This window comes from Pseudomonas mandelii, assembly GCF_900106065.1.
Lineage (GTDB): Bacteria > Pseudomonadota > Gammaproteobacteria > Pseudomonadales > Pseudomonadaceae > Aquipseudomonas > Aquipseudomonas mandelii.
Map to the genome: position 1 here is coordinate 6,173,380 of NZ_LT629796.1, position 23,377 is coordinate 6,196,756.

19 protein-coding genes are annotated in these 23,377 nt (G+C 61.0%); 11 read left to right on the forward strand and 8 right to left on the reverse strand.

The window, feature by feature from the left end; all coding sequences use genetic code 11:
• The 6 genes from BLU63_RS28560 to BLU63_RS28585 all read left to right on the forward strand — a co-directional run bounded on the left by BLU63_RS28560 (position 1) and on the right by BLU63_RS28585 (position 4,877).
• The gene (locus BLU63_RS28560) at positions 1-990 is read left to right on the forward strand and encodes an acyl-CoA dehydrogenase family protein (RefSeq protein WP_083376846.1); all 990 of its coding nucleotides are present in this window, start codon (positions 1-3) and stop codon (positions 988-990) included.
• On the forward strand, positions 987-1,745 hold the full coding sequence (locus BLU63_RS28565; protein ID WP_010459946.1) for a PIG-L deacetylase family protein: 759 nt from the start codon (positions 987-989) through the stop codon (positions 1,743-1,745). Before BLU63_RS28560 ends, BLU63_RS28565 begins: the two co-directional genes overlap by 4 nt.
• The gene (locus BLU63_RS28570) at positions 1,742-2,341 is read left to right on the forward strand and encodes an SAM-dependent methyltransferase (protein WP_083376847.1); all 600 of its coding nucleotides are present in this window, start codon (positions 1,742-1,744) and stop codon (positions 2,339-2,341) included. Before BLU63_RS28565 ends, BLU63_RS28570 begins: the two co-directional genes overlap by 4 nt.
• Positions 2,338-2,997 carry a glycosyltransferase gene (locus BLU63_RS28575; RefSeq protein WP_010459942.1) on the forward strand — a complete coding sequence of 220 codons (660 nt, stop codon included), beginning with the start codon at positions 2,338-2,340 and terminating at the stop codon, positions 2,995-2,997. The genes BLU63_RS28570 and BLU63_RS28575 overlap by 4 nt, the downstream gene beginning before the upstream one ends.
• A gap of 124 nt (positions 2,998-3,121) precedes the next feature.
• The gene (locus BLU63_RS28580) at positions 3,122-3,880 is read left to right on the forward strand and encodes a PIG-L deacetylase family protein (RefSeq protein ID WP_077749963.1); all 759 of its coding nucleotides are present in this window, start codon (positions 3,122-3,124) and stop codon (positions 3,878-3,880) included.
• Positions 3,881-4,076: 196 nt separating this feature from the next.
• Complete coding sequence (locus tag BLU63_RS28585; protein ID WP_010459937.1) at positions 4,077-4,877, forward strand: endonuclease/exonuclease/phosphatase family protein; 801 nt, start codon at positions 4,077-4,079, stop codon at positions 4,875-4,877.
• 12 nt (positions 4,878-4,889) lie between these two features.
• Here the strand turns inward: BLU63_RS28585 and BLU63_RS28590 are convergent, their stop codons facing one another.
• Positions 4,890-5,453, reverse strand: coding sequence for a hypothetical protein (locus tag BLU63_RS28590; protein ID WP_010459935.1), 564 nt, complete (start codon positions 5,451-5,453; stop codon positions 4,890-4,892).
• 1 nt (position 5,454) lies between these two features.
• A complete protein-coding gene (locus BLU63_RS28595) occupies positions 5,455-6,225 on the reverse strand; it encodes a DUF2092 domain-containing protein (protein WP_083376848.1) in 771 nt (256 codons plus the stop codon).
• 527 nt (positions 6,226-6,752) lie between these two features.
• Between BLU63_RS28595 and BLU63_RS28600 the strand changes: the two genes are divergently transcribed.
• Positions 6,753-7,826 (forward strand): autotransporter domain-containing protein, encoded by a 1,074-nt coding sequence (locus BLU63_RS28600; protein WP_083376849.1) that lies wholly within the window; start codon positions 6,753-6,755, stop codon positions 7,824-7,826.
• A gap of 158 nt (positions 7,827-7,984) precedes the next feature.
• Here BLU63_RS28600 and glgB read toward each other — a convergent pair whose 3' ends face one another.
• The 3 genes from glgB to BLU63_RS28615 all read right to left on the reverse strand — a co-directional run bounded on the left by glgB (position 7,985) and on the right by BLU63_RS28615 (position 15,755).
• Positions 7,985-10,216 (reverse strand): 1,4-alpha-glucan branching protein GlgB, encoded by a 2,232-nt coding sequence (gene glgB, locus BLU63_RS28605; RefSeq protein ID WP_010459929.1) that lies wholly within the window; start codon positions 10,214-10,216, stop codon positions 7,985-7,987.
• A 2-nt stretch (positions 10,217-10,218) separates the two neighbouring features.
• A complete protein-coding gene (gene treS / locus BLU63_RS28610; protein ID WP_083376850.1) occupies positions 10,219-13,560 on the reverse strand; it encodes a maltose alpha-D-glucosyltransferase in 3,342 nt (1,113 codons plus the stop codon).
• Positions 13,561-13,757: 197 nt separating this feature from the next.
• Positions 13,758-15,755, reverse strand: coding sequence for an alpha-1,4-glucan--maltose-1-phosphate maltosyltransferase (locus tag BLU63_RS28615; RefSeq protein WP_077749968.1), 1,998 nt, complete (start codon positions 15,753-15,755; stop codon positions 13,758-13,760).
• 208 nt (positions 15,756-15,963) lie between these two features.
• Between BLU63_RS28615 and BLU63_RS33115 the strand changes: the two genes are divergently transcribed.
• Complete coding sequence (locus BLU63_RS33115; protein WP_167362284.1) at positions 15,964-16,131, forward strand: hypothetical protein; 168 nt, start codon at positions 15,964-15,966, stop codon at positions 16,129-16,131.
• A gap of 10 nt (positions 16,132-16,141) precedes the next feature.
• Here BLU63_RS33115 and BLU63_RS28620 read toward each other — a convergent pair whose 3' ends face one another.
• Entirely contained in the window at positions 16,142-16,654 is a 513-nt protein-coding gene (locus BLU63_RS28620) for an MgtC/SapB family protein (protein ID WP_010459923.1), read from the reverse strand.
• A gap of 125 nt (positions 16,655-16,779) precedes the next feature.
• On the opposite strand from BLU63_RS28620, the gene BLU63_RS28625 reads away from it, so the two are divergent.
• The 3 genes from BLU63_RS28625 (at position 16,780) to mapR (ending at position 20,190) form a co-directional block, all read left to right on the forward strand.
• Entirely contained in the window at positions 16,780-17,013 is a 234-nt protein-coding gene (locus BLU63_RS28625) for a DUF3203 family protein (RefSeq protein ID WP_010459921.1), read from the forward strand.
• Positions 17,014-17,221: 208 nt separating this feature from the next.
• Positions 17,222-18,649 carry a cytochrome c oxidase accessory protein CcoG gene (gene ccoG / locus BLU63_RS28630; RefSeq protein WP_083376851.1) on the forward strand — a complete coding sequence of 476 codons (1,428 nt, stop codon included), beginning with the start codon at positions 17,222-17,224 and terminating at the stop codon, positions 18,647-18,649.
• Between the two features lie 131 nt (positions 18,650-18,780).
• Complete coding sequence (mapR, locus tag BLU63_RS28635) at positions 18,781-20,190, forward strand: GntR family transcriptional regulator MpaR (protein WP_010459917.1); 1,410 nt, start codon at positions 18,781-18,783, stop codon at positions 20,188-20,190.
• 166 nt (positions 20,191-20,356) lie between these two features.
• Here mapR and BLU63_RS28640 read toward each other — a convergent pair whose 3' ends face one another.
• Entirely contained in the window at positions 20,357-21,103 is a 747-nt protein-coding gene (locus BLU63_RS28640; RefSeq protein ID WP_083376852.1) for an SDR family oxidoreductase, read from the reverse strand.
• A gap of 136 nt (positions 21,104-21,239) precedes the next feature.
• Entirely contained in the window at positions 21,240-23,339 is a 2,100-nt protein-coding gene (locus BLU63_RS28645; RefSeq protein WP_077749971.1) for a putative bifunctional diguanylate cyclase/phosphodiesterase, read from the reverse strand.
• Between the last annotated feature and the right edge of the window lie 38 nt (positions 23,340-23,377).

Below are 23,377 nucleotides of genomic sequence, written 5' to 3' on the forward strand. Positions count from 1 at the left end.
ATGGACCTTCAAGCGTTTCTCACTCGCCAGCCACCGGACTACGCCGATACTCAGGCGCTAGGCCGGTGCCTGCGGGCGTTGGTGGAGGCCGGGCTTGATCAGCTTCCGCTGCCCGGCAGTGGCCAGACACTGGAGCGATTCCAGCGGTTGGCCGAGGTCGGCGGGCATGACCTGGGGTTGTGCAAGTTGTACGAAGGCCATACCGATGCGCTGGCAATCATCCAGCAACTCGGCGGCTCGCCGACACCGGGCAGCACGTGGGGGATGTGGGCCGCTGAACCGCCAAACGCCCGGGTGCGCGTCCGTCCGCAGGGACACATGGTCGAGTTGAACGGGCGCAAGGCCTGGTGTTCGGGCGCGGAGGTGTTGAGTCATGCGCTGCTCACTGCCTGGGATCAACAGGACTGCCAGCAATTGGTCGCGGTGGCGCTGGATCAACCCGGCGTGACCGTGACCGATCAAGGCTGGCAAGCGGTCGGCATGGGCGCCTCCGGCAGCGTCGAAGTGCTGTTCGAAGGCGCCGAGGGCCAAGCCATCGGTTCACCCGGCGATTACCTGAATCGGCCCGGTTTTTGGCAGGGCGGCATCGGCATTGCCGCCTGCTGGTACGGCGCGGCGCAAAGCATTGCCGAACGCCTGCGCAGCCATTGCGCGCACCATGAAGAACCCCACGCCCTCGCTCACCTCGGTGCCGTCGACAGTGCGCTGCATGCCGCCGCCGAGGTCTTGCGGGTCAGTGCACTGATGATCGACGCCGCCCCGCTGGACGACGCCGAATTGCTGGCCCGGCGCGCCCGTGCGGTGGTGGAACACACCGCCGAACAGGTCATGTTGCATGTCGGCCACGCCCTCGGCGCGGGTCCCTACTGTAGGGATCGGCAGTTCGCCCGATTGATCGCCGACCTGCCGGTGTTCCTGCGCCAAAGCCACGCCGAACGGGACCTCGCCGCCCTCGGCCAAACCGTCATTACCGGAACATGGACGTTATGAAAACCAATCCTATCGTCGGCCAGGGCACGCCGCTTCATCGGTGGCAGACCTCCAGCCACCTGGCGCAGTTACCGGTGATCGATATCCTGAGCCTGGTGCCGGAAGGTGCCCGCGCAGTGATCATCGCCCCGCACCCGGATGACGAAGTGCTGGGCTGCGGCGGTTTCCTGCAATTGCTCGCCGCCGCCGGTCGGCCTTTGCAACTGATCTCGGTCACCGATGGCAGCGCCAGCCATCCCGGCTCCGAGCGCTGGCCGGTGGAGCGCCTGAGCGCGGTGCGGCCACAGGAATCGGTCGAAGCCTTGCGACGTCTCGGTGTGCCCCTGCACAGCCTGAAATGGCTGCGCGGTGGATTCAAGGACAGCCAGGTCGCTGATCGAGAAAGCGAGCTGAGCGAGTTCATCGAACGTCACTTGCACCCCAACGACGTGGTATTCACCACGTGGCGCGAGGACGGCCATTGCGACCACGAAGCCGTGGGCCGGGCCAGCGCCACAGCGGCAAGACGAGCGGGTGCGACCGTCTATGAATTGCCCGTATGGACCTGGCACTGGGCGACACCTGAAGACAGTTTCGTGCCGTGGCACCGGGCGCGAAAAATTCTCCTGGCCCCGCACCTGGTCGCGCGCAAACGCCACGCGATCCACGCCTTTGCCAGCCAGTTGGAGGGTGACCCGCACATCGGCTTGCCGCCCGTGCTGGCGCCCTATGTGCTGGAACGGCTGCTGCAACCGTTCGAAGTGGTGTTTGTATGAGCGTCGACGACCGCTATTTCGACGGTCTGTTTGCCGGCAACGATGATCCCTGGTCGTTCCGTCAGCGCTGGTATGAACAGCGCAAACGCGCAATCACCCTCGCCGCACTGCCCCGCCCTCACTACCGGGCGATCTTTGAGCCCGGCTGCGCCAACGGCGAGTTGAGCTTTGAGCTGGCCAGCCGCTGCGATCGTCTGCTGTGTTGCGACACCGCCCCCGCAGCCGTGACGCTGGCTCGCACCCGACTCGGCCCGTTCGACCACGCCGAAGTCCGCCACAGCCGCTTGCCTGCCGATTGGCCGGACGAGAAATTCGACCTGATCGTGCTCAGCGAGATCGGCTACTACCTCGACGCCGATGATCTGAAACGCCTAATCGAACAGGCCGCACAATCGCTGACCGCCGACGGCCAACTGCTGGCCTGCCACTGGCGCCCGCCCATCGACGGCTGTCCGTTGAACGCCCGGCAAGTCCATGACTTGCTCCACGAACATTTGCATTTGCCGCGACTGGCCCTGCATCAGGAAGCGGATTTTCTACTGGAACTCTGGAGTCGTGAACCACGCTCCGTGGCGGCTCTGGAGGGCTTGCGATGATCGGCATTCTGATCCCCGCGCATAACGAAGAAGACTTGCTCGAAGACTGCCTTGAGGCGGCCCTGCTCGCCGCGCAACACGAGCGGCTGGGCGGTGAAACCGTCGAGGTGCTGGTGGTGCTCGACAGTTGCACCGACCGGTCCTCGGAGATCGTCAGCGCCTATCCGGTGCACAGTCTGGCGATCGAGGCACGCAACGTCGGTCAGGCCCGCGCCGCCGGCGCACGGTTTCTGCTGGAGCGCGGGGCTCGCTGGATTTCCTGTTCCGATGCCGACAGCCGTGTGGCGCACGATTGGCTGGTGGCGCAACTGGCCCTCGACGTCGATGCGGTGTGCGGCACGGTTACGGTGGAGGCGTGGCACGAGGCGTTCGATGAGTCGGCTCAGATTCGCTATCACCAGCACTATCAGGCCCGCGAAGGTCATCGGCACATTCATGGAGCCAATCTGGGCATCAGTGCTGACGCCTATCAGCGCGCCGGCGGTTTCGAACCGCTGGCCTGTGACGAAGATGTGCAACTGGTGCGACAACTCGAACGCTGTGGCGCAAACATAGCCTGGAGCCATCGCCCGCAAGTGCTGACCAGTGCTCGGCTGGACAGTCGCGCACGCGGTGGTTTCGGCGATTATTTGCGAGACCTGGTACAGCCTGGTTAAAAAATACCGTCTCAGATGCCAGCACCACGCGACGAATAGCGAGACTTGAGCAATACTCTCCTCGCGGCAATCCAGGGTATGGAGCGCTGCACATTGCTCTCAAACAGAACAAGGACGTAGCCCGATGAAACCCGTTTCCCTCATCGAAAGCAGCTTGCCGGGACAGGTCTGGAACAGCGCCCGGCAACTGGACAACATCCCCGTCATCAACACCGAGACCCTGGTCCCCACTGGCGCGCGTGCCGTGGTCATTGCGCCGCATCCTGGCGATGAAGTGGTCATGTGTGGAGGCTTGCTTCAGCTCCTATCCTCGTTGGGTCATCCCCTGCAATTGATCTCGATTACCGATGGCAGCGCCAGCCATCCGGGCTCGCAACAGTGGTCAGAGAAACGCCTGAGTGTGTTTCGCGGCCAGGAAAGCGTCGAAGCCTTGCGCCGGCTCGGTTTACCGATGCACAGCCTGAAGTGGATTCGCGGCGGCTTTACCGACAACGCCCTGGCCAAGCATGAAACCCAATTGACCCAATTCATCGCCCGTTATTTGCGCCCCGGCGATGTGGTGTTCACTACCTGGCGCGAAGACGGCACCTGCGATCATGACGCCGTCGGCCGCGCCAGCGCCAATGCGGCGAGCATGGTCGGCGCGACGATCAACGAACTGCCGGTCTGGGCCTGGCACTGGCCGACCCGAGATCAAGGACTCTTTCCCTGGCATCGTGCGCGCAAAGTACGCCTCGACACCTGGACCGTCGCGCGCAAAAGCCACGCCACCCACGCCTACGCCAGCCAGCTCGACGGCGAACCGGCCATCGGCATCGCGCCACTGCTGCCCCGGGTGATACTGGAGCGCATGCGTTTGCCCTATGAAGTTGTCTTTGTCTGACCCAATTCCCCATCCAACCCATCCCTGCGGGAGAGAGCCTGCTCGCGATATCGTTGGGGCAGTCGACATCAATGCTGGATGTCACTCCGCTATCGCGAGCAGGCTCGCTCCCACATGGAATGGGTGTCGCTCAAACTGAACTGCCCGCCGCTGCATCAGTCGCATGCATAAGCAGCCCAGATTCAGAGGAGTGAACGTGACTAGCGATTCCGAGCAGCGAGCCGTTGAATCAGTGCCCTTGGACTCGCCCCCGGCGATTCATCGATTGAGGGTGCTGACGGTCAACACCCACAAAGGGTTTACCGCCCTCAATCGGCGATTCATCCTTCCGGAGCTGCGAGAAGCGGTGCGCAGTACGTCGGCCGATCTTGTATTCCTGCAGGAAGTGGTCGGCGAGCACGATCGGCATTCCTCCCGTTACAACGACTGGCCGCAGACCTCGCAATACGAGTTCCTGGCCGACAGCATGTGGAGCGATTTCGCCTACGGTCGCAACGCCGTTTACCCCAACGGCCATCATGGCAACGCGCTGCTATCGAAATACCCGATTCGCGAACACCGCAATCTCGATGTCTCGATCACCGGCCCCGAACGCCGCGGCTTGCTGCACTGTGTACTGGACGTGCCGGGGCACGCGGAAGTCCATGCGATCTGCGTGCACTTGAGCTTGCTGGAAAGTCATCGCCAGTTGCAGCTGCAACTGCTCTGCCTACTGCTCGAATCCCTGCCCGACGATGCGCCGGTCATCATCGCCGGCGACTTCAACGACTGGCAGTTGCAAGGCAACGCCGCCCTCTCCCGTCGCAATTACCTGCACGAAGCCTTCGAACGCCACAATGGCCGCCCGGCGAAAACCTACCCGGCGCGCTTTCCGCTGCTGCGCCTGGACCGGGTCTACCTGCGCAACGCCAGCAGCCACAACCCGCGAATTCTCGGCAATAAACCCTGGACGCACCTGTCGGATCACTTGCCGTTGGCGGTGGAAGTGCACCTCTGAGCGATCAATGCATCAAGGTGCGTTGACCACAACATAGGTCACATTGCTGCCCTGATACTGCGGCTGGTACCAGGTCGAACCGCACTGCATGTACACCGTGTTGTATTGCATGACCTGCACGCAACTGGTGGGCATTTGTGCCGGCGTCAGGATCGAGCCAACCACCGCTGCTGTCACCGCGACCGTCGCGGTCACGGCCGCCGCCGTGGCGATCGGATGATAGTGATCGTCGTAGCCATAGCGGCCATGCCCGTCGACATCAATGTCGACGTCGCGATTGTTGTTGATGTTGACGTTACGAGTGCTGTTGTTGATGTTGGTACGGTTGCCGACAGTGTTCCCGGCATTGACCCGGTTGCCTGAGTTCACCCGATTGCCCGCATTGACGTTGCTCGCGCGCGGCGGGGTATTGATCCGCTGCGCCCGCTGGGCATTGGGGGCTGGCGCACGGTTGACTGACGCCCTTGCCTGCCCCTGACCCCGTGGCCGGGCATCCGCTTCGGCGATCAGGCCGACAGTCAGCACTGCGGCAGTGGCTAGCGATACAAACAGGCTCCACGACATCGACCGGTTCATGTCATTCCCCTCCCTGATCAGCGGCTTTCTTCAGCGCAATCGCCACATCACCCTTGGCCGGTTTGAAGGTGAACATCGACTCCTGGAGGCCAGGCTTCAGGTTCCAGTGATACACCGCGCTGTATTCCGGAAAGCTTTGCTCATCGGTGGTGGTAATCACCAGTTTGCACGGCAGTGGCTTCTCGGACCGTGTGATCCACAATTGCCAGTCGACGCCCTCCTGCCGAAAGGCCAAGTGATCACAGAGTTGGCCCTTGATCGTCGACGGTCCCACGTACAGGGCTTCCTTGAGTGCATCGATCTGGGCCTGATCGCTGCCAAACAGAAACAAGTCTTCCATGGGGATCTGGATCCCGTAATGGTTTTCGATCATGTGCAGGGTTTCGGACACCCTGGGTGGGGCATCCACCGTGGTGTAGTACTTGAGGTACGGTGAGTACTGGGTCAGTTTCTTGCCGTTATAGAAGAACTCTCGCGTTCGGACATCGCCTTCTGTCCGGGCGTACATTCGGTCATGCCCCAGCACTTTCAGGGTAGTGGAAGCCTCGGACTTGATCTTCTGCCCGGTCTCCAGGACGGTATCCAGGGTCACTTCGGCATCTACCTGAAACTTCGACAGGCTGCGCAGGTAGTTGCCCATATCGATCAGCTTATCGACCACCTGCGGATTGATGATCGGGGTGGCGTCCGCCGCCGGTGCCTCTTCGGCGCGAGCCCCTGGGGCAAGGAGCAGGGGAAACATCAGGCAGAAAACACTGGGTTGGGTTTTCATCGATTTTGCTCCTGTCCCTGCGCCGGGCTGCCGCCCGAAACCTTGTGGCTGAATGTTCAGCCTAGTTGCGGCCAGTCCTGTTCGCCAGACAGACAAACCGATGTGAGGACAGCGATTCCCTTGCGTTCATTTCAGCGCAGCATTACTGACAGAATCGAGACATGGACATCGTCGGGCCAGCAGGCCCTGAACACCGTCCGGACAGACCGGTAGCCCACTATCCAAAGGCTCTGGCCCGAGGGTTTTTTGACGATTTTTCGAACAAACAAGTACTTAGATGCGCGGCAAAAATCAGTCACTTGCGAGCACTAAAATTCCATTACCGCCTATCGGCCATTTTCTTGACGCATTGTCAAGGGTCTTCTTAGCTTCACGTTACTACCCCCGGAAATCCACCAGGGGCAAACCTCCAGACACCCGCGAAATCGGGCGGCCAGCGGCTTGCCTCAATCCATTCGGTCGCCCCTCATTCGGGGTAGGAGAGACGCCAAAGCGAGATACGGCATGCGATTGCAAGGTAGACCCCCATGAAAACTTCATTCACCCAACAAGAGATCAAAATCACTTTTTGCACTGTCTCGAGTTCTCTGCTGCTGTGTTCGTCCATGGAGGTGCAAGCCGGCCACGCAGAGGATGAAACCGCCCCCTGGTATCGCCAGGATGTTCCGGCAATGACCTTGCCCACGATACACATCACCGCCCCCTACCCCGGCCATTTCAGCGCCGCCTCCGATACACGAAGTTCTCGCCTGACCATCGAAGATGCCGCGCCTTCGACCTGGGACCAGTTGTACGGACAGGCATCGCGACAAGCACAGACCGATGTAATGACCCAAGGGTTTTCCAGCCCTGGCAGCACCGAATTCAAAGGCCCGGCGATCCTGACCCTGCAAAGCGGTAGCGGCCATACCCAACGGGTCGGACTGATCGGCGGGATGACGCAGTTACAAGGCAACAGCAGCGGCCTGTTGACCAGTCGCGCCCTCGCCGCCCCCGAGACCGACACCCTCAACCTTCAAGGCCAGAGCCTCGGCGCCTACTGGAGTCTGACCGGGCCACAAGGCTGGCACGTGGATCTGTCGGCCAGTGGTGGACGGGTCGCCGGTTACAGCCGTAACGACCAAGGCGCACGGATAGCAACCGAAGGCAGCGCGGTGACGTTGTCGGTGGAAGGCGGATTTCCGATTGGGGTCAGCGAAAACTGGGTAGTCGAACCGCAAGCGCAGTTGATCAATCAGCGCATCACACTGGATACGCCTTATGCCGGTTCAAGTAATGCATCGTCCAGCGACCTGACGTCCTGGAGCGGCCGGGTCGGCGCAAGGTTGAAAGGTAGTTACGACATCAACGGCCTGGGGGTCGAACCCTATGTGCGGACCAACTTGTGGCACACCGTGTACACCGGCAACACCGTGTCCCTCGATCAGGTCGACAAGATCAGCAGCAGCCGCAACTCATCGACGGTCGAAGTGGGGTTGGGGCTGGTGGCCAGAGTCACGCCCGCGGTGAGTTTCTACGTCAGCGCCGATTACAGCAGTGATGTGGATGAAAATGATTTGAATGGGTTGATCGGGAGTCTGGGTGTGCGGATGCGGTGGTGAAGTGATCGTTCCCACGCTCCGTGTGGGAATGCCTCCAGTGGCGCTCTGCGTCACATCGCAGGGACGCCAAGCGTCCCGGGGCTGCATTCCCACGCGGAGCGTGGGGAACGATCATGTCGCAGCGAGCCTGCTCGCGATGGGAGAGACCCCGTACTGGATCAACCCTCAGGACTCAGGATCAACACCGCCAACGGTGGCAGATTCAACACCAGTGAAATGTTCTGGCCATGGCTCGGCTCTTCCTCGGTAAACGCCCCGCCGCTGTTGCCATAATTGGACCCGGCATACATCGCCGCGTCGCTGTTGATCACCTCGCCCCAGCGCCCGGCGAACGGTACGCCGATGCGATAGGCCTGACGCGGCACCGGTGTGAAATTCGCCACCACCAACACCGGCCGCCCTTCCTTGCTCCAACGCAGGAACGCGTAAACGCTGTTGATCGCATCATCGCCGATCAACCACTGGAAGCCTTGCGGCGCGTCATCCTGGTCATGCATCGCCGGCTCTTCGCGGTACAGCCGATTGAGGTCGCCGACGAGTTTCTGCACACCCTTGTGTTCGGAGTATTGCAGCAGGTACCAATCCAGTTGCTGATCGTGATTCCACTCGCGCCACTGGCCGAACTCGCAACCCATGAACAGCAGTTTCTTGCCCGGGTGCGCCCACATGAAGCTTAAATAGGCCCGCAAGTTGGCAAACTTCTGCCAGCGGTCTCCGGGCATCTTGTCGATCAGCGAGTGCTTGCCGTGCACCACTTCATCGTGGGAGATCGGCAGGATGAAACGCTCGGACCAGGCATACACCAGGCCGAAACTCAGCTCGTTGTGGTGATGGGCGCGGTACACCGGATCCTGTTGGATGTAATGCAGTGAATCGTGCATCCAGCCCATGTTCCATTTGTAGTCAAAGCCCAGCCCGCCCTGTTGCGTGCTCTGGCTGACACCCGGCCACGCGGTGGACTCCTCGGCAATCACCAGCGCACCGGGCGCTTCGATGTTGACCACGTCGTTGAGGTGGCGCAGGAAGTCGATGGCTTCGAGGTTCTCGCGCCCGCCGTGACGGTTTGGCACCCATTCCCCGGCCTTGCGCGAGTAATCGCGATAGAGCATCGACGCCACGGCATCGACCCGCAGGCCATCGACGTGGAAATGCTTGAGCCAGTGCAGCGCCGAGGCCAGCATGTAGCCGTGCACTTCGGTGCGGCCCAGGTTATAGATCAGCGTGTCCCAGTCCTGATGGAAACCTTCCTGCGGATTGCCGTATTCGTACAACGCGGTGCCATCGAATTGCGCCAGGCCGTGGGTATCGGTGGGGAAATGCGCCGGCACCCAATCGAGGATCACGCCGATGTCAGCCTGGTGACAGGCGTTGACGAAGGCGGCGAAGTCATCCGGCGAACCATAACGGGCGCTCGGGGCGAATTGCGACAGCAACTGGTAACCCCAGGAACCGCCGAACGGGTGTTCCATGATCGGCATCAGCTCGATGTGGGTGAAGCCCAGTTCCTTCACATAAGGAATCAGCCGCTCGCCCAGTTCGTGCCAGGTGTATTGGCGCGCCACTTCACCCAGATCGTCCAGCTCGCATTGCCACGAGCCGGCGTGCAACTCGTAGATAGACAGCGGCGCACTCGGCAGATGACGCTCGCCACGAGACTCCATCCACGCCTGATCCTGCCAGTCGATGTTCAACGGTGAGGCGACTTTGGACGCGGTATCCGGCGGCAGCGAGGTGGCCAATGCCATCGGGTCAGCCTTGAGCGGCAGAATCCCGTGGGCGCCGAGGATTTCATATTTGTAGGTTTCCCCTGCCTGCAAACGCGGGATGAACACTTCCCAGACCCCGGTGGGATGGCGCAAACGCATCGGGTGCCGACGACCGTCCCAGTTGTTGAAGTCACCAACCACCGACACCCGTTTGGCATTCGGCGCCCACACGGCGAAACGCACGCCGTCGACGCCGTCCACCGTCTTCAACTGCGCGCCGAGGCAGGCGCTGAGGTCGCGATGATTGCCTTCGGCGAACAGGTACAAGTCCATTTCGCCGAGTAATGGGCCAAAGCTGTAAGGGTCCTCGGAAACCTGTTCGCCACCGGCCCAACGGGTGCGCAAAAGATACGGCTGCGCCCGATCGAAGTGCCCGACAAACAGGCCCGGCGTCTGAGTGGCTTCAAGGTTGCCGAGTTCTTCCCCGGAGTCCCTGGCCAGTACCTGCACGCTCAGCGCGTCTGGCAGATACGCTCGAATGAATTGTCCGCCGGCGTCATCGCCGTGGGGGCCGAGAATTGCAAAAGGGTCGTGATGTTCGGCGCGTACCAGCGCGTCGATATCCCGCGATCTGGGCAGCAACGCTTCTTTAGCGTGACCCTGTTCCTTGTTCGAGAAACTCATGACTACTCTCCACCAAGCTCGGAAAAGGGTTTAAGCCCACTCAATAATCCATACAAACCGTGCAATGGCACCGGCAACCACGTGGGGCGATTTTCAGCCTCATAAGCCACCTCATACGCCGCCTTCTCCAGCCCGAACAACGCCAACGCGGCGTCCTCGCCTTCCGGATCTTGCCACGCATGAGCAAGACTAGCTGCCGCCAGCCGATAAGCGTCGACAAATGCCTGTTTTGCTTCATTCAAATAACGGTCGGCTACCCGTTGCCGTGCCGCTCGGGCTTCGGCGGTGTTGTCGACGTTATGCACGTTGATCGCCATCGCCGCGGCGTAATCGAAGGAGCGCAACACGCCACTGACATCTTTGTACGGGCTGTGCTTGCCGCGTCGCTCGCTCAGCGGCCGTGCCGGCTCGCCTTCGAAGTCGATCAAGAAGGCGTCGCCCTTGATCACCAGCACCTGACCCAGGTGCAAGTCGCCGTGGACGCGAATGCGCAAACCACCGACGGCTTTTTCGCCCAGGTCCTGGACATGACTGAGGATGGCTTTTTTGTTGTCCAGTAAACGAGTGACCAGCGCTTTGTCCGCCGGGTTCAGTTCGCTTTGATGCTGTTTGAGCAACTTCAGCGAGTGCTCCAGTTGCGCCGCGACGTCCTTGGCCGAGGCCAGGGCCTCTTTTTGCGTGGTGACCTGCGGGGCGAAGTCCGGGTCATCGGTCGGGGCCGCCAGCACCTGGTGCATCTCACCCAGCCGTTGGCCGAGCATGCCGGCGAAGTCTTTGAGCTCACCCAGTGCGTTGTAGTGCTGCTCCTGCTCGGACATGGCGTCGGCCAGTTCGTCGCGCAGTGCCCGTTCGAGGTTGTTCTGGGTCCATTCCCAGGCATCGCCCTGATTGCTCAAATAGCCTTGGGCAATCATCAGCAGATTGTCCTCGCCCTTGGCGTCGCGGCGAACCACCGACCCCAGCAGCGGTGAGATGTTGCTAAAACCGGCGTTGGTCAGATAGGCGCTCATTTCCAGTTCCGGGTGCACGCCCGAGGCGACCTTGCGGATCAGCTTCAGCACCAGGCTGCTGCCGATCACCACCGAACTGTTGGACTGCTCGGCCGACAGGTATCGCACTTCGGATTCGGCCGTCAGGCCCAGTTTGGCCAGCTCCTCGGTCGGTTCGAAACGGATCTCGCCGCCATCGGAAGGCAACACGGTGTTTTCCTGCATGCCTCGCAGCACCGCGCGGATGAAGTTTTCCAGGCTGAACGCATCGGTGATCAACCCCACCTGAGGGCCACGTCGCACTCGAGACAGCGCCAATTGCTGCGGCAGCGCCGGCCCGACCTGATCATCGGCAATGAAGCCGAACGGCAACTGGTAACGGCTGGTCTGGCCGCCGCTGGTGACTTCGATTTCACTCAAAAGCACCGGATGCTGCGCATCGCCGAAGCGCACGCCATAGACCAGGTTGACTTTCTCGATGGCCGCGTCCTTGCCGGCGAACCAGCGACGGTTTTGCAGCCAGTTCGGCAAGATGCCCTGCTCCAGCGTGCCGCGTGACGGCGCTTCGAGCAGTTCTTCCATGCGTTTTTTCAACACCAGGGTGGTGAAGTCCGGCAGGCTTTGCGCCGGTTCTACGTGCCAGCTGGGCATTTGATTCTCCGCAGCAAGTCCAAACCAATAAAAGCCGTAAGGCGCCAGCGTCAGGAGGAAATTCAACTGGCCGATCGGCGGGAAGGCGTTACCCCCGAGCATCTCCACCGGCACCATACCGGCGTAAGCCGACAGGTCCAGCTCCGCCGCTTGCGCACTGCGCGATACGTTGGCCACACACAGGATGATTTCGCATTTGCCGTCCGGCCCGTCGTATTCACGGGTGTAGGCCAGAATTCGCCGGTTGCTCGGCGAGAGCATTTTCAGCGTGCCACGCCCGAAGGCCTTGGACTGTTTGCGCACGGCGAGCATGCGTCGGGTCCAGTTCAGCAGCGAATGCGGGTCGCCGGCCTGGGTCTCGACATTGACCGACAGGTAACCGTATTGCGGGTCCATGATCGGCGGCAGTACCAGGCTCGCCGGGTCGGCGCGGGAAAAACCGCCGTTGCGGTCGATCGACCACTGCATCGGCGTACGCACACCATCACGGTCGCCGAGGTAGATGTTGTCGCCCATGCCGATTTCATCGCCGTAATACATCGTCGGTGTGCCCGGCATCGACAGCAGCAGACTGTTGAGCAGTTCCACCCGACGGCGATCCCGTTCCATCAACGGTGCGAGGCGGCGGCGAATACCGAGGTTGATCCGCGCCCGACGGTCGGCCGCGTAGTAGTTCCACAGGTAATCGCGCTCCTTGTCGGTGACCATTTCCAGGGTCAACTCATCGTGGTTGCGCAGGAAAATCGCCCACTGACAGTTGGCCGGGATCTCCGGGGTCTGGCGCAGGATGTCGGTGATCGGGAAACGATCTTCCTGAGCCAGCGCCATGTACATGCGCGGCATCAACGGGAAGTGAAAGGCCATGTGGCATTCATCACCGTTGAGGCCTTTTTTATCGGTGTCACCGAAGTACAGCTGCGTGTCTTCCGGCCATTGATTGGCCTCGGCCAGAAGCATGCGGTCTGGATAGTTGGCGTCGATCTCGGCACGGATCTGCTTGAGGACGTCGTGGGTCTCGGGCAGGTTTTCGTTGTTGGTGCCGTCGCGCTCGATCAGGTAGGGAATCGCGTCCAGGCGCAGGCCGTCGATGCCCATGTCGAGCCAGTAGCGCATCACCGACAGCACCGCTTTCATGACTTGCGGGTTGTCGAAGTTGAGGTCTGGCTGGTGCGAATAGAACCGGTGCCAGAAGTACTGGCCGGCGACCGGGTCCCAGGTCCAGTTGGACTTTTCGGTGTCGAGAAAGATGATCCGGGTGCCGTCGTATTTGTGGTCATCGTCGGACCAGACGTAGAAGTCCCGCGCCGCCGAACCGGGTTTGGCTTTTCGTGCGCGCTGGAACCAGGCGTGCTGGTCGGAGGTGTGGTTGATGACCAGCTCGGTAATCACCCGCAGGCCGCGTTTGTGGGCCTCGGAGATGAAACGTTTGGCATCGGCCATGGTGCCGTAATCGGGGTGGACGCCACGGTATTCGGCAATGTCGTAGCCATCATCGCGCCGTGGCGACGGATAGAACGGCAAGAGCCAGATGGTGTTGACGCCGAGGTCGGCAATGTAATCGAGTTTGGCGATAAGGCCGGGAAAGTCGCCGATCCCGTCGTTGTTTGAGTCGAAAAAAGACTTAACGTGAACCTGGTAGATCACCGCATCCTTGTACCAGAGCGGGTCCTTGATAAAGGTGGCTGCCTTGGGTTTCTTCGCCATTTGAAACTCCTGTTGAATTCAGTGCAGCCCCTGAGCCGAACGCCTACCTGTGGCGAGGGAGCTTGCTCCCGCTCGGCTGCGAAGCAGTCGCAAAACCTGTAAATCAGTTGACCCTGAAAAAATAGGGCCGCTGCGCGCCCCAGCGGGAGCAAGCTCCCTCGCCACAAAAGCTCATCCCATCGCAAATCTGGGGGTCTTCAAGAAGTTGTGATTCGCCAGATACCGAACGGTTGATGCGCCGGGTCGATTCGCATGAACTGATACTTGCCGTACCAGGTCCAGCGATGGCCGCTCATCAAGTCTTCACCCTGAGTGCTGGCGTCATCGGGCAAGCCCATTTCCCACAGCGGCAATTCAAAATTCGCTTCCTGGACGTTATGCGGATCGAGGCTGACGGCCACCAGAATGAAGTTGCTGCCATCCGCGCTGCGTTTGCCGAAGTACAGAATGTTGTCGTTCCACGCGTTGTAGACCTTCAGGCCCAGGTGCGTGTGCAGTGCCGGGTTTTGCCGGCGGATGCGGTTGAGCTGGGCGATCTCGGCGATGATGTTGCCCGGCGCGGTAAAGTCCCGTGGGCGGATCTCGTATTTCTCGGAATTGAGGTATTCCTCCTTGCCCGGCACCGGCGCGGCTTCACAGAGTTCGAAGCCCGAATACATGCCCCACAAACCGGAGCCCATGGTCGCCAGAGCTGCGCGGATGAGAAAGCCGGCGCGTCCGGATTCATGCAGAAACGCGGGGTTGATGTCCGGCGTGTTGACGAAGAAATTCGGCCGGTAGCATTCGCGCCATGGCGACTCGTTGAGTTCGGTGAAATAGGTCGCCAGTTCCCGCTTGGTATTGCGCCAGGTGAAGTAGGTGTAACTCTGGGAGTAACCGACCTTGCCCAGCCGCGCCATCATCGCCGGCGTGGTAAAGGCCTCCGCCAGGAAGATCACCTCGGGATACAACGCCCGCACATCGGCGATCAGCCATTGCCAGAACGGCAGCGGCTTGGTGTGAGGGTTGTCGACACGAAAGATCTTCACGCCCTCTTCGACCCAACCGACCACAATGTCCCGCAGCTCGACCCACAGGCTGGGAATTGCATCGCTGGCATAGAAATCGACGTTGACGATGTCCTGGTACTTTTTCGGCGGGTTCTCGGCGTATTTGATCGTGCCGTCCGGGCGCCAGTTGAACCAGCCCGGGTGCTGTTTGAGCCACGGGTGATCCTGGGAACACTGGATCGCGAAATCGAGGGCAATTTCCAGTCCGTAATCCGCCGCCGCCGCCACCAGTCGACGAAAGTCTTCGCGCGTGCCGAGCTCGGAGTGAATCGCCTCGTGCCCGCCCTCTTCGCTGCCGATGGCATACGGGCTGCCCGGATCGTCGGGGCCGGCGCTCAGTGAATTGTTCGGGCCTTTGCGGAAGCTGCGACCGATTGGATGAATGGGCGGGAAATACAGCACGTCGAAACCCATGTCCTGAATCATCGCCAACCGAGCATGCACGTCGTTGAACGTGCCGTGACGGTTTGGATCGTCGGTGATCGAGCGCGGAAACAACTCATACCAGCTGGCGAACTGGGCGAGCTCGCGCTCGACGTCCAGCGGAAATTCAGGACTGAGGCTCAAGTAGGCACGGTGATCGGCCTGAGCCATCAGGTCCGCACTGCGTTGGTGCAGAAACAACGTGACTTGCTCGGCTTCGAGCAACCCGGACAATTCATGGTGCAACGCCGCCAGGTCTTCGCTCAGCGGCCCTTCCGAGCGCTCGGCCGCCTGTTTCACCTGATTGCGCCCTTCCTGCAACTCCAGGCTGATGGGCACGCCGGCAATGTGTTTCTTCTCGATCTCGTATAGAAAGCTGGCGTACTGATCGATCCAGGCTTCGATACAAAAGACGTAGCGGCCTTGATCCTCAACGCGGAACTGCCCTTCCCAGCCGTTATTGCCGAGTTCGGTCATGACCTCGCTCTGCCAGGCCTCGTCGCCGTCGGCACGCCAGCGTATGCGCACGGCCAGTTTGTCGTGGCCGTCGGCGAACACTTTGCTGGTCACCACCACGTCCTGGCCCACCACGGCCTTGGCCGCGAACTGCCCGCCATCCAGGGTCGGCATGACGCTTTCAATCGCGATGCGCGGCAGCAGTAGCGCCTGTGAAAGTGGCATATGAGGGTTGTAGTTCAGCTCTGTCGGTTTTTCAGCAGTCATCGAGCATCTCTCCTTAACGCCCCATGGACGCTCTTGTGTCTGGTCGTCTTTCACACGAAACCCGTCGGGTCCGAAATGAACTCACTTAGGTTCCGAGCGACAAGCGCGGGGAAAAGTTCACGCCCATTTGCTGCGGAATCAAATCCCTTGCGTGACGGTCAACTCACTTAAGCACGACTTACGCCATGTGCCACTGGAGGCTTCAACGATGAGTATTCCAATCCCTGCCGAGACACCCGATCCGAACATCGACACCCCGACCATTCCGCCGACCGAACCGCAACCGGTGCCTGAGAAGGAACCGCCTGGCACTACGCCGCCACCCCGGGAAGAACCACCGAGCACGATGCCGCCGGTGATCGTCTCGCCTGAGTGACGATGGCGATCTAGGGCCGTTCCTGCTCGTCTTTGTCCCTGTCGAGCATTTGCACGATCCTCGGCATCACGCTGAAAATCGCCAACGCCAGCAGCGTACTAAACACCGCCGTCGCCTCGCGGCCCAGCCCGGCCGAGACACCGATGGCGGCGGTCAGCCATAAACCGGCGGCGGTGGTCAGGCCTTTTACGTGGCCTTCATCGCCCTCCTGGTTTTTCAGAATGGTGCCGGCGCCGAGGAAGCCAATCCCGGCGATCACGCCTTGCACCACCCGGCTCATGGCATCGGCCTGGGAGCCGGACATCTGTGGCACCAGCACAAACAACGCAGCTCCCAGCGCTACCAGCATGTGCGTACGCACGCCGGCGGCCTTGCCCTTTTGCTCACGCTCGAAACCCAGGATGCCGCCCAAGATCGCAGCCATCAGTAATCTCACGGTTATACGCGTCAGTTGTGACGCATCGCCGATGTCGGCGAACTCCGCTTGCAGCGTTACCCAAACCTCGTGCCACCAGGCGTTCATGGTGCAATCCTTGTGATTGATCGTTATGGGAGGATGGACCGCGCCGACCATTAATCGGTTGCACAGAACGATGTCCGCCGGATGCGCCCTAACAGTTTAGAACCCGCTAAAAAAAGGACATCGCCATGACTGTGCGCATCGAAAGCCAGACCTGCTTCTTCATCACCGAGAACGGCGAAGAAATTCGTCTGTGCCCCGACGTCACGATCATCACCGACTCGGAAAAAGCCATGTCGGCGGTGGAACTCAACGGCCAGCGCGTGTACATCACCGAAGCAGAAGCCGATGCATTGACCGTAGCAGGCGCAGTGGACGGCCGTAAGCATTTGAAGGCTACCGACAGTGATTCGGTGATTTGACTGACCCCGATCAACAAGCCCCGCAAGCGCCTGATCAAGCGCCTGATATAGGCGTCTGCGCCCTGCTGTGACGGGGTGCATCAAGTTGTCGCGGGCAGCGGATCAATCCCCATCTGATCCGCTTTTTATTGCAATACCTGAGTCTGTTATGCAAACAGATCGCTGGTCATAGTGCTCATGCCTGATGGAGGCTGATGAGCGAAAGACCATGAGCGAAAGAATCCCCGTCCGAATCGTAGAACCTGCCTCATTTATAAAAACCGAGCCTTTGCGTCCAAAGATAAAGGCCAAGTCCAGCGACAACCTGATTCACACCCGAAGCTTCACCGGCCTGTTCCGCACATTGCGTCTGAGCGGTGCGGGCGTTCTGTTTTTGCTGTTCTTCGGCACCGTGTGGCTGAACTGGGGTGACCGTCAGGCGGTGCTCTGGGACCTTTCCGAAAGCAAATTCCACATCTTCGGTGCAACTTTCTGGCCCCAGGACTTCATCCTGCTTTCGGCGCTGCTGATCATCGCCGCGTTCGGCCTGTTCGCAATCACCGTGTTCGCCGGCAGGGTCTGGTGCGGCTACACCTGCCCACAGAGTTCCTGGACCTGGATCTTCATGTGGTGCGAGAAGTTCACCGAAGGCGAACGCAACCAGCGCATCAAGCTGCAAGCCGCGCCGTGGGGCCTGAACAAACTTATTCGCCGCTCGGCCAAGCACACACTGTGGCTGGCCATCAGTCTGCTCACCGGGCTGACCTTTGTGGGGTATTTCACGCCGATCCGGCCCTTGGCCGAAGAGCTGCTGACCTTGCAGATGGGCGGTGTCAGTCTGTTCTGGGTGCTGTTTTTCACCGGCGCGACTTACATCAATGCCGGCTGGCTGCGTGAAGCGGTGTGCATGCACATGTGCCCGTATGCGCGATTCCAGAGCGTGATGTTCGACAAGGACACCTTGACCATTTCCTACGACGTGGCCCGTGGTGAAAACCGTGGCCCGCGCAAACGCGAGGTGAAACCGGCCGAGGTGGGCCTGGGTGATTGCATCGATTGCCAGCTGTGCGTGCAGGTCTGCCCGACCGGGATCGACATACGCGACGGCTTGCAAATGGAGTGCATCGGCTGCGCGGCGTGTATCGACGCCTGCGATTCGATCATGGACAAAATGGGCTATGCCCGTGGCTTGATCAGCTATACCTCGGAGCATGAGTTGCAAGGGGGCAAGACTCATCTGCTACGGCCGCGGCTGATCGGTTACACCGCGGTGCTGCTGGTGATGATCGGCGCCCTCGCCCTGGCGTTGGTCGAGCGGTCGATGGTGTCGCTGGACGTGAGCAAGGACCGCGGCCTGTTCCGAGAGAACAGCCAGGGGCAGATCGAAAACATCTACAGTTTGAAGGTCATCAACAAGACCCAGCTGCGTCAGGACTATCGGCTGAGCCTGGTGGACGGCGAAGGCTTCGTGCTGCAAGGCAAGACCGAGCTGAGCCTGGCGCCGGGTGAGATTGTCGATGTACCCGTGTCAGTGGCCATGACCGCCGAACGCCCCAGCAGCAGCTCGCAGACGATCAGTTTCAAGATTGTCGACAGTGACGAACCGGACATCTATAGCGTGGCCAAGAGCCGGTTTGTTGCGCCGATGAACCGTTGATCCCTTAGACTGCGGTGCTGCCATTCGCGGGCAAGCCTCGCTCCTTCGGTTTCGTGCTGACTGTAGGAGCGGTGCTTGCCCGCGAAGAAGTCACCTCGATTTCACTGAAAAAACACCAATCCAGGCACTCGATGAAACGCTACGAAAAATTCGCCGAAGACATCGCTGAACTGATTCGCTCCGGCGTCCTGGGTCCTGGCCAGCGCGTGCCGTCGGTGCGCTATGCCAGCCAGACTTACGGGGTCAGCCCGTCCACCGTGTTCCAGGCCTACTACCTGCTCGAACGCCGTGGCCTGATCCGCGCCCGGCCGCGTTCCGGCTATTTCGTCAACGCGCACGCACCGAGCCCGTTCTCGGAGCCGGTGATCAGCAGCCAGGTCAATGAATCCACCGAAGTCGACGTCAGCGAGCTGGTGTTTTCGGTCCTCGACTCGATCAAGGACCCGACCACCGTGCCCTTCGGCTCGGCCTTTCCCAGCCCGACCCTGTTCCCGTTGCAGCGCCTGTCCCGCTCCCTGGCCAGCGCCGCACGGGACATGGACCCGCGCATGGTCGTCACCGACATGTCGCCGGGCAACCCGCAGCTGCGGCGCCAGATTGCCCTGCGCTACATGGTCGGCGGCCTGATGTTGCCGATGGAAGAACTGCTGATTACCAACGGCGCGCTGGAAGCCCTGAACCTGTGCCTGCAAGCGGTCACCGAACCCGGCGACCTGGTGGCCATTGAAGCGCCAGCGTTCTATGCCTGCCTGCAAATCCTGGAACGGCTGAAACTCAAAGCCGTCGAGATCCCGGTGCACCCGCGCGACGGTATCGACCTGGGCGTGCTCGCGCAAACCCTGGAGCGCCACCCGATCAAGGCGTGCTGGTGCATGACCAGTTTCCAGAACCCGATGGGCGCGACCATGCCCGAGGCGAAGAAGCAGGAGCTGGTCGAGCTGTTGCGCAGCCACCAGGTGCCGCTGATCGAGGACGACGTCTACGCCGAACTCTATTACGGCCAGCAGGCGCCGAAACCGGCCAAGGCGTTTGATACCGAAGGGCTGGTGATGCATTGCGGTTCCTTCGCCAAGAGCCTCGCCCCCGGCTACCGCATCGGCTGGGTCGCCGCCGGGCGATATGCGCAGAAGATCGAACGGCTGAAACTGATGACTTCGCTGTGCGCCTCGATGCCGGCCCAGGCCGCTATCGCCGACTACCTGCAACACGGCGGCTACGACCGGCACCTGCGCAAACTGCGCTACGCACTGGAAGAACAGCAAAGCGCCATGCTCGCCGCCATCGCCCGCTATTTTCCGGCGCAGACACGTGTCAGCCAACCGGCCGGCGGCTACTTCCTGTGGCTGGAACTGCCGCCGCAGATGGATTCGCTGAAGTTGTTCCAGATGGCACTGGCGCAAGGCATCAGCATCGCGCCGGGGCCGATCTTTTCACCGACGCAGCGGTTCAGGAATTGTATCCGGCTGAATTATGGCAGCCCGTGGACCGAGGATTCGGAGAAGGCGATGGAGACGTTGGGGCGGATAGTGCGGTCGTTCTGAAGCGTTGATGTCGTTTGGGCTACCGTCATCGCGAGCAGGCTCGCCCCCACAGGAATTTAGTGTCGTTCACAAATACTGTGTTCACATCAATCCATTGTGGGAGCGAGCCTGCTCGCGAAGGGGCCGGGCCGGGCCGGGCCGGGCCGGACAATACAAATCTTAAGGATTAACGCCCACCGCCCAGGTCAACAAAAGTCCCGGTCGCATAAGAAGCCTTGTCCGACAGCAACCAGATAATCGCCTCGGCCACTTCGTCCGGCCGTCCACCGCGGGCCATCGGGATCGCCGATTCCAGCTTACTGACCCGATCCGGGTCACCGCTCAGCGCATGGAAGTCGGTGTAAATAAAGCCTGGCCGCACCGCGTTGACGCGAATGCCCTCGCCCGCCACTTCCTTGGACAGGCCGATGGTGAAGCTGTCCAGCGCGCCTTTTGACGCCGCGTAATCCACGTACTCGTTGGGTGAGCCCAGACGCGAGGCTACAGAGGACACATTGACGATGCTGCCGCCCTGCCCGCCATGCTTGGGCGACATGCGCATGATCGCGTGCTTGGCGCAGAGGATCGGTGCCAGGACGTTGGTCTTGAGCGTTTTGAGAATGCGGAACTCGGACATTTCATCGACGCGGGATTTTTGACCCACGGTGCCGGCGTTATTCACCAGCGCCGTGACGCGCCCCAGTTCGGTGTCCACGCGGTGGAACAGACTGATCACTTCGTCTTCGATGCTGACGTCGGCACGCACGAGAATGGCTTGAGCACCCAGAGCCCGAACTTGCCCCAGGACGCTTTGTGCAGCCGATTCGTCGGACTGATAGTTGATACAGACCCGATAACCAAGCCCTGCAGCCAACAGCGCGGTTGCCGCGCCGATACCACGGCCGCCGCCGGTGATGACAATGACTTTGTCCATGTTGACTTCCCCTTCACGCGTAAGCAATCGGGGGCAAGAATAACCTCCATTGCCGGCTTTTGCATGGACTCACATCAACTGAACTCGCCAACGCTGTGTGCATTGGGGTCTCTGTAGACGCCGTCGCCCCTCACGATCAGGCAGGCTCGACAGCGGCCACAGGCACCCATCGTTCACCACGGACGATGTCGGCCATGAAGCGATCCGCCGGCAGCGGGTGCCCGAGCAGGTAGCCCTGCAACGAATCGCAACCGAGTTTGGTCAGGAAGTCTTGCTGGACACCGGTCTCGACGCCTTCGGCGACAATGCGCAAGCCCAGCGCCTGGCCGAGCGCGACGATGGCGGACACGATGGCGGCGTCGTCACTGTCGTGTTCCAGATCGCGGACAAAACCGCGGTCGATCTTCAGCTCATTGGCCGGCAGGCGCTTGAGGTACATCAAGCTCGAATAACCCGTGCCGAAGTCATCGATGGACAGATCGACGCCCATGTCCGAAAGTTCCTGAAGCACCGTCATGCTCGCGTCGGCATCGCTCATGGCGGTGGTTTCGGTGATTTCAAGGGTCAGGCTGTTGGCCGGCAACTGATGCCGGGCCAAGGCGTTGGAGACGCTCTTGACCAGGCCCGTATGGCAGAACTGCAACGCCGAGAGGTTCACCGCAATGCGCCAGTCGGTGTAGCCGAGCACGTACCACTCGCGCATCTGGCGGCAGGCTTCGTTCAGCACCCATTCACCAATGGGAATGATCAGCCCGGTCCTTTCCGCCAGCTCGATAAACTTGTCCGGCAGCAGCATGCCCTGGGTCGGATGCTCCCAGCGCAGCAGCGCTTCGGCCCCCACCGGACGACCATTGCTGGCGTCGAACTTGGGTTGGTAATAGAGGCTGAACTGCTGCTGATCGAGAGCATTGCGCAAATCCTGGAGCAGTTGCAGCTGTTTGCGCGCGTTGCTGTTCATCGAGGCGTCGAAGAAGCTGTAGCCGTTTTTCCCGGCGCCCTTGGCGTGGTACATCGCAGCGTCGGCGTTCATCAGCAATTCCTGGGCGGTCTGGCCGTTGCCCGGGTACAGCGCGATGCCAAGGCTGGCGGAAATCTGCAGGTCTTGCTCGGCGACCCGGAACGAACTGCCGATCAGCCCGACCTGCCGCGCGGCGACGTTCAGCGCGTCATTTGGCTCGCTGAGGCGTACCAGCAGGACGAATTCATCGCCGCCGATCCGCGCCAAGGTGTCCTGACTGCGCATGTCTTCGCGCAGACGCAAACCGACCTCGCGCAGCAACTGATCGCCCATGTGGTGGCCGAAGGCATCGTTCACCGGTTTGAAGCCGTCGAGGTCGATAAACATCAGCGCAAAGCAACCGCCCTGCTCCTGAACCTTGGACATGGCCTGTTCGATACGGTCGGCCAGCAACATGCGATTGGGCAAGCCGGTCAGGGTGTCGTGCAGGGCCAGTTGGGTCAGTTCACGATTGGCTTGCGTCAACGAGCGCGCAAGATCCGCGGTACGGGCTTCCAGACGCGCATCGAGAACCGAGGTCAACAAGGCGATGCTCAACACCGCAAGCGTGGTGATCAGCACCAGGTTGTCGAGGCCTTTGCCGTTCAAGCCGCTGAGGGCGGCCCCACAGAAACTGCCGTCCGGGAAGCGTGCCGCGGCCATTCCGGTGTAATGCATGCCGACGATGGCCAGGCCCATGATCACCGCCGCACCGGCGCGAAACAGGCCCACATACGGCGTGTGCTGGCGCAGGCGGAAGGCGATCCATAACGCGGCGCCGGAAGCACCGACGGCGATGAGCAGCGATGCACCAAACAGCGTCGGGTCGTAATCGATGCCCGGCTGCATGCGCATGGCGGCCATGCCGGTGTAATGCATGGCACTGATCCCGGCGCCCATGATCAGCGCGCCGAACGCCAGTTGCCAGGACGGCAACCGGGGCTGACTGACCAGCCACAGGGCAAAACCGCAGGACAGGATCGCGGTCAGCAGCGACAGGGACGTAAGGCTGAAGTCGTAACCCAGATCGATGGGCAAGGTGAACGCGAGCATGCCGATAAAGTGCATCGACCACACGCCCACGCCCATGGCAAAGGCGCCGCCCGCGGTCCAAAGGAACACGGCACGGCCCTTGGCGGTGGCAATGCGTTCGGTCAGGTCGAGCGCGGTATAGGAGGCGAGAATCGCTACACAGAGCGAAATGATAACCAGCGTGGGGGAATAGCTACCGATGAGCATGTGACTTCTCGCGATCGCCCCCCGTACTGCTTCCGTTC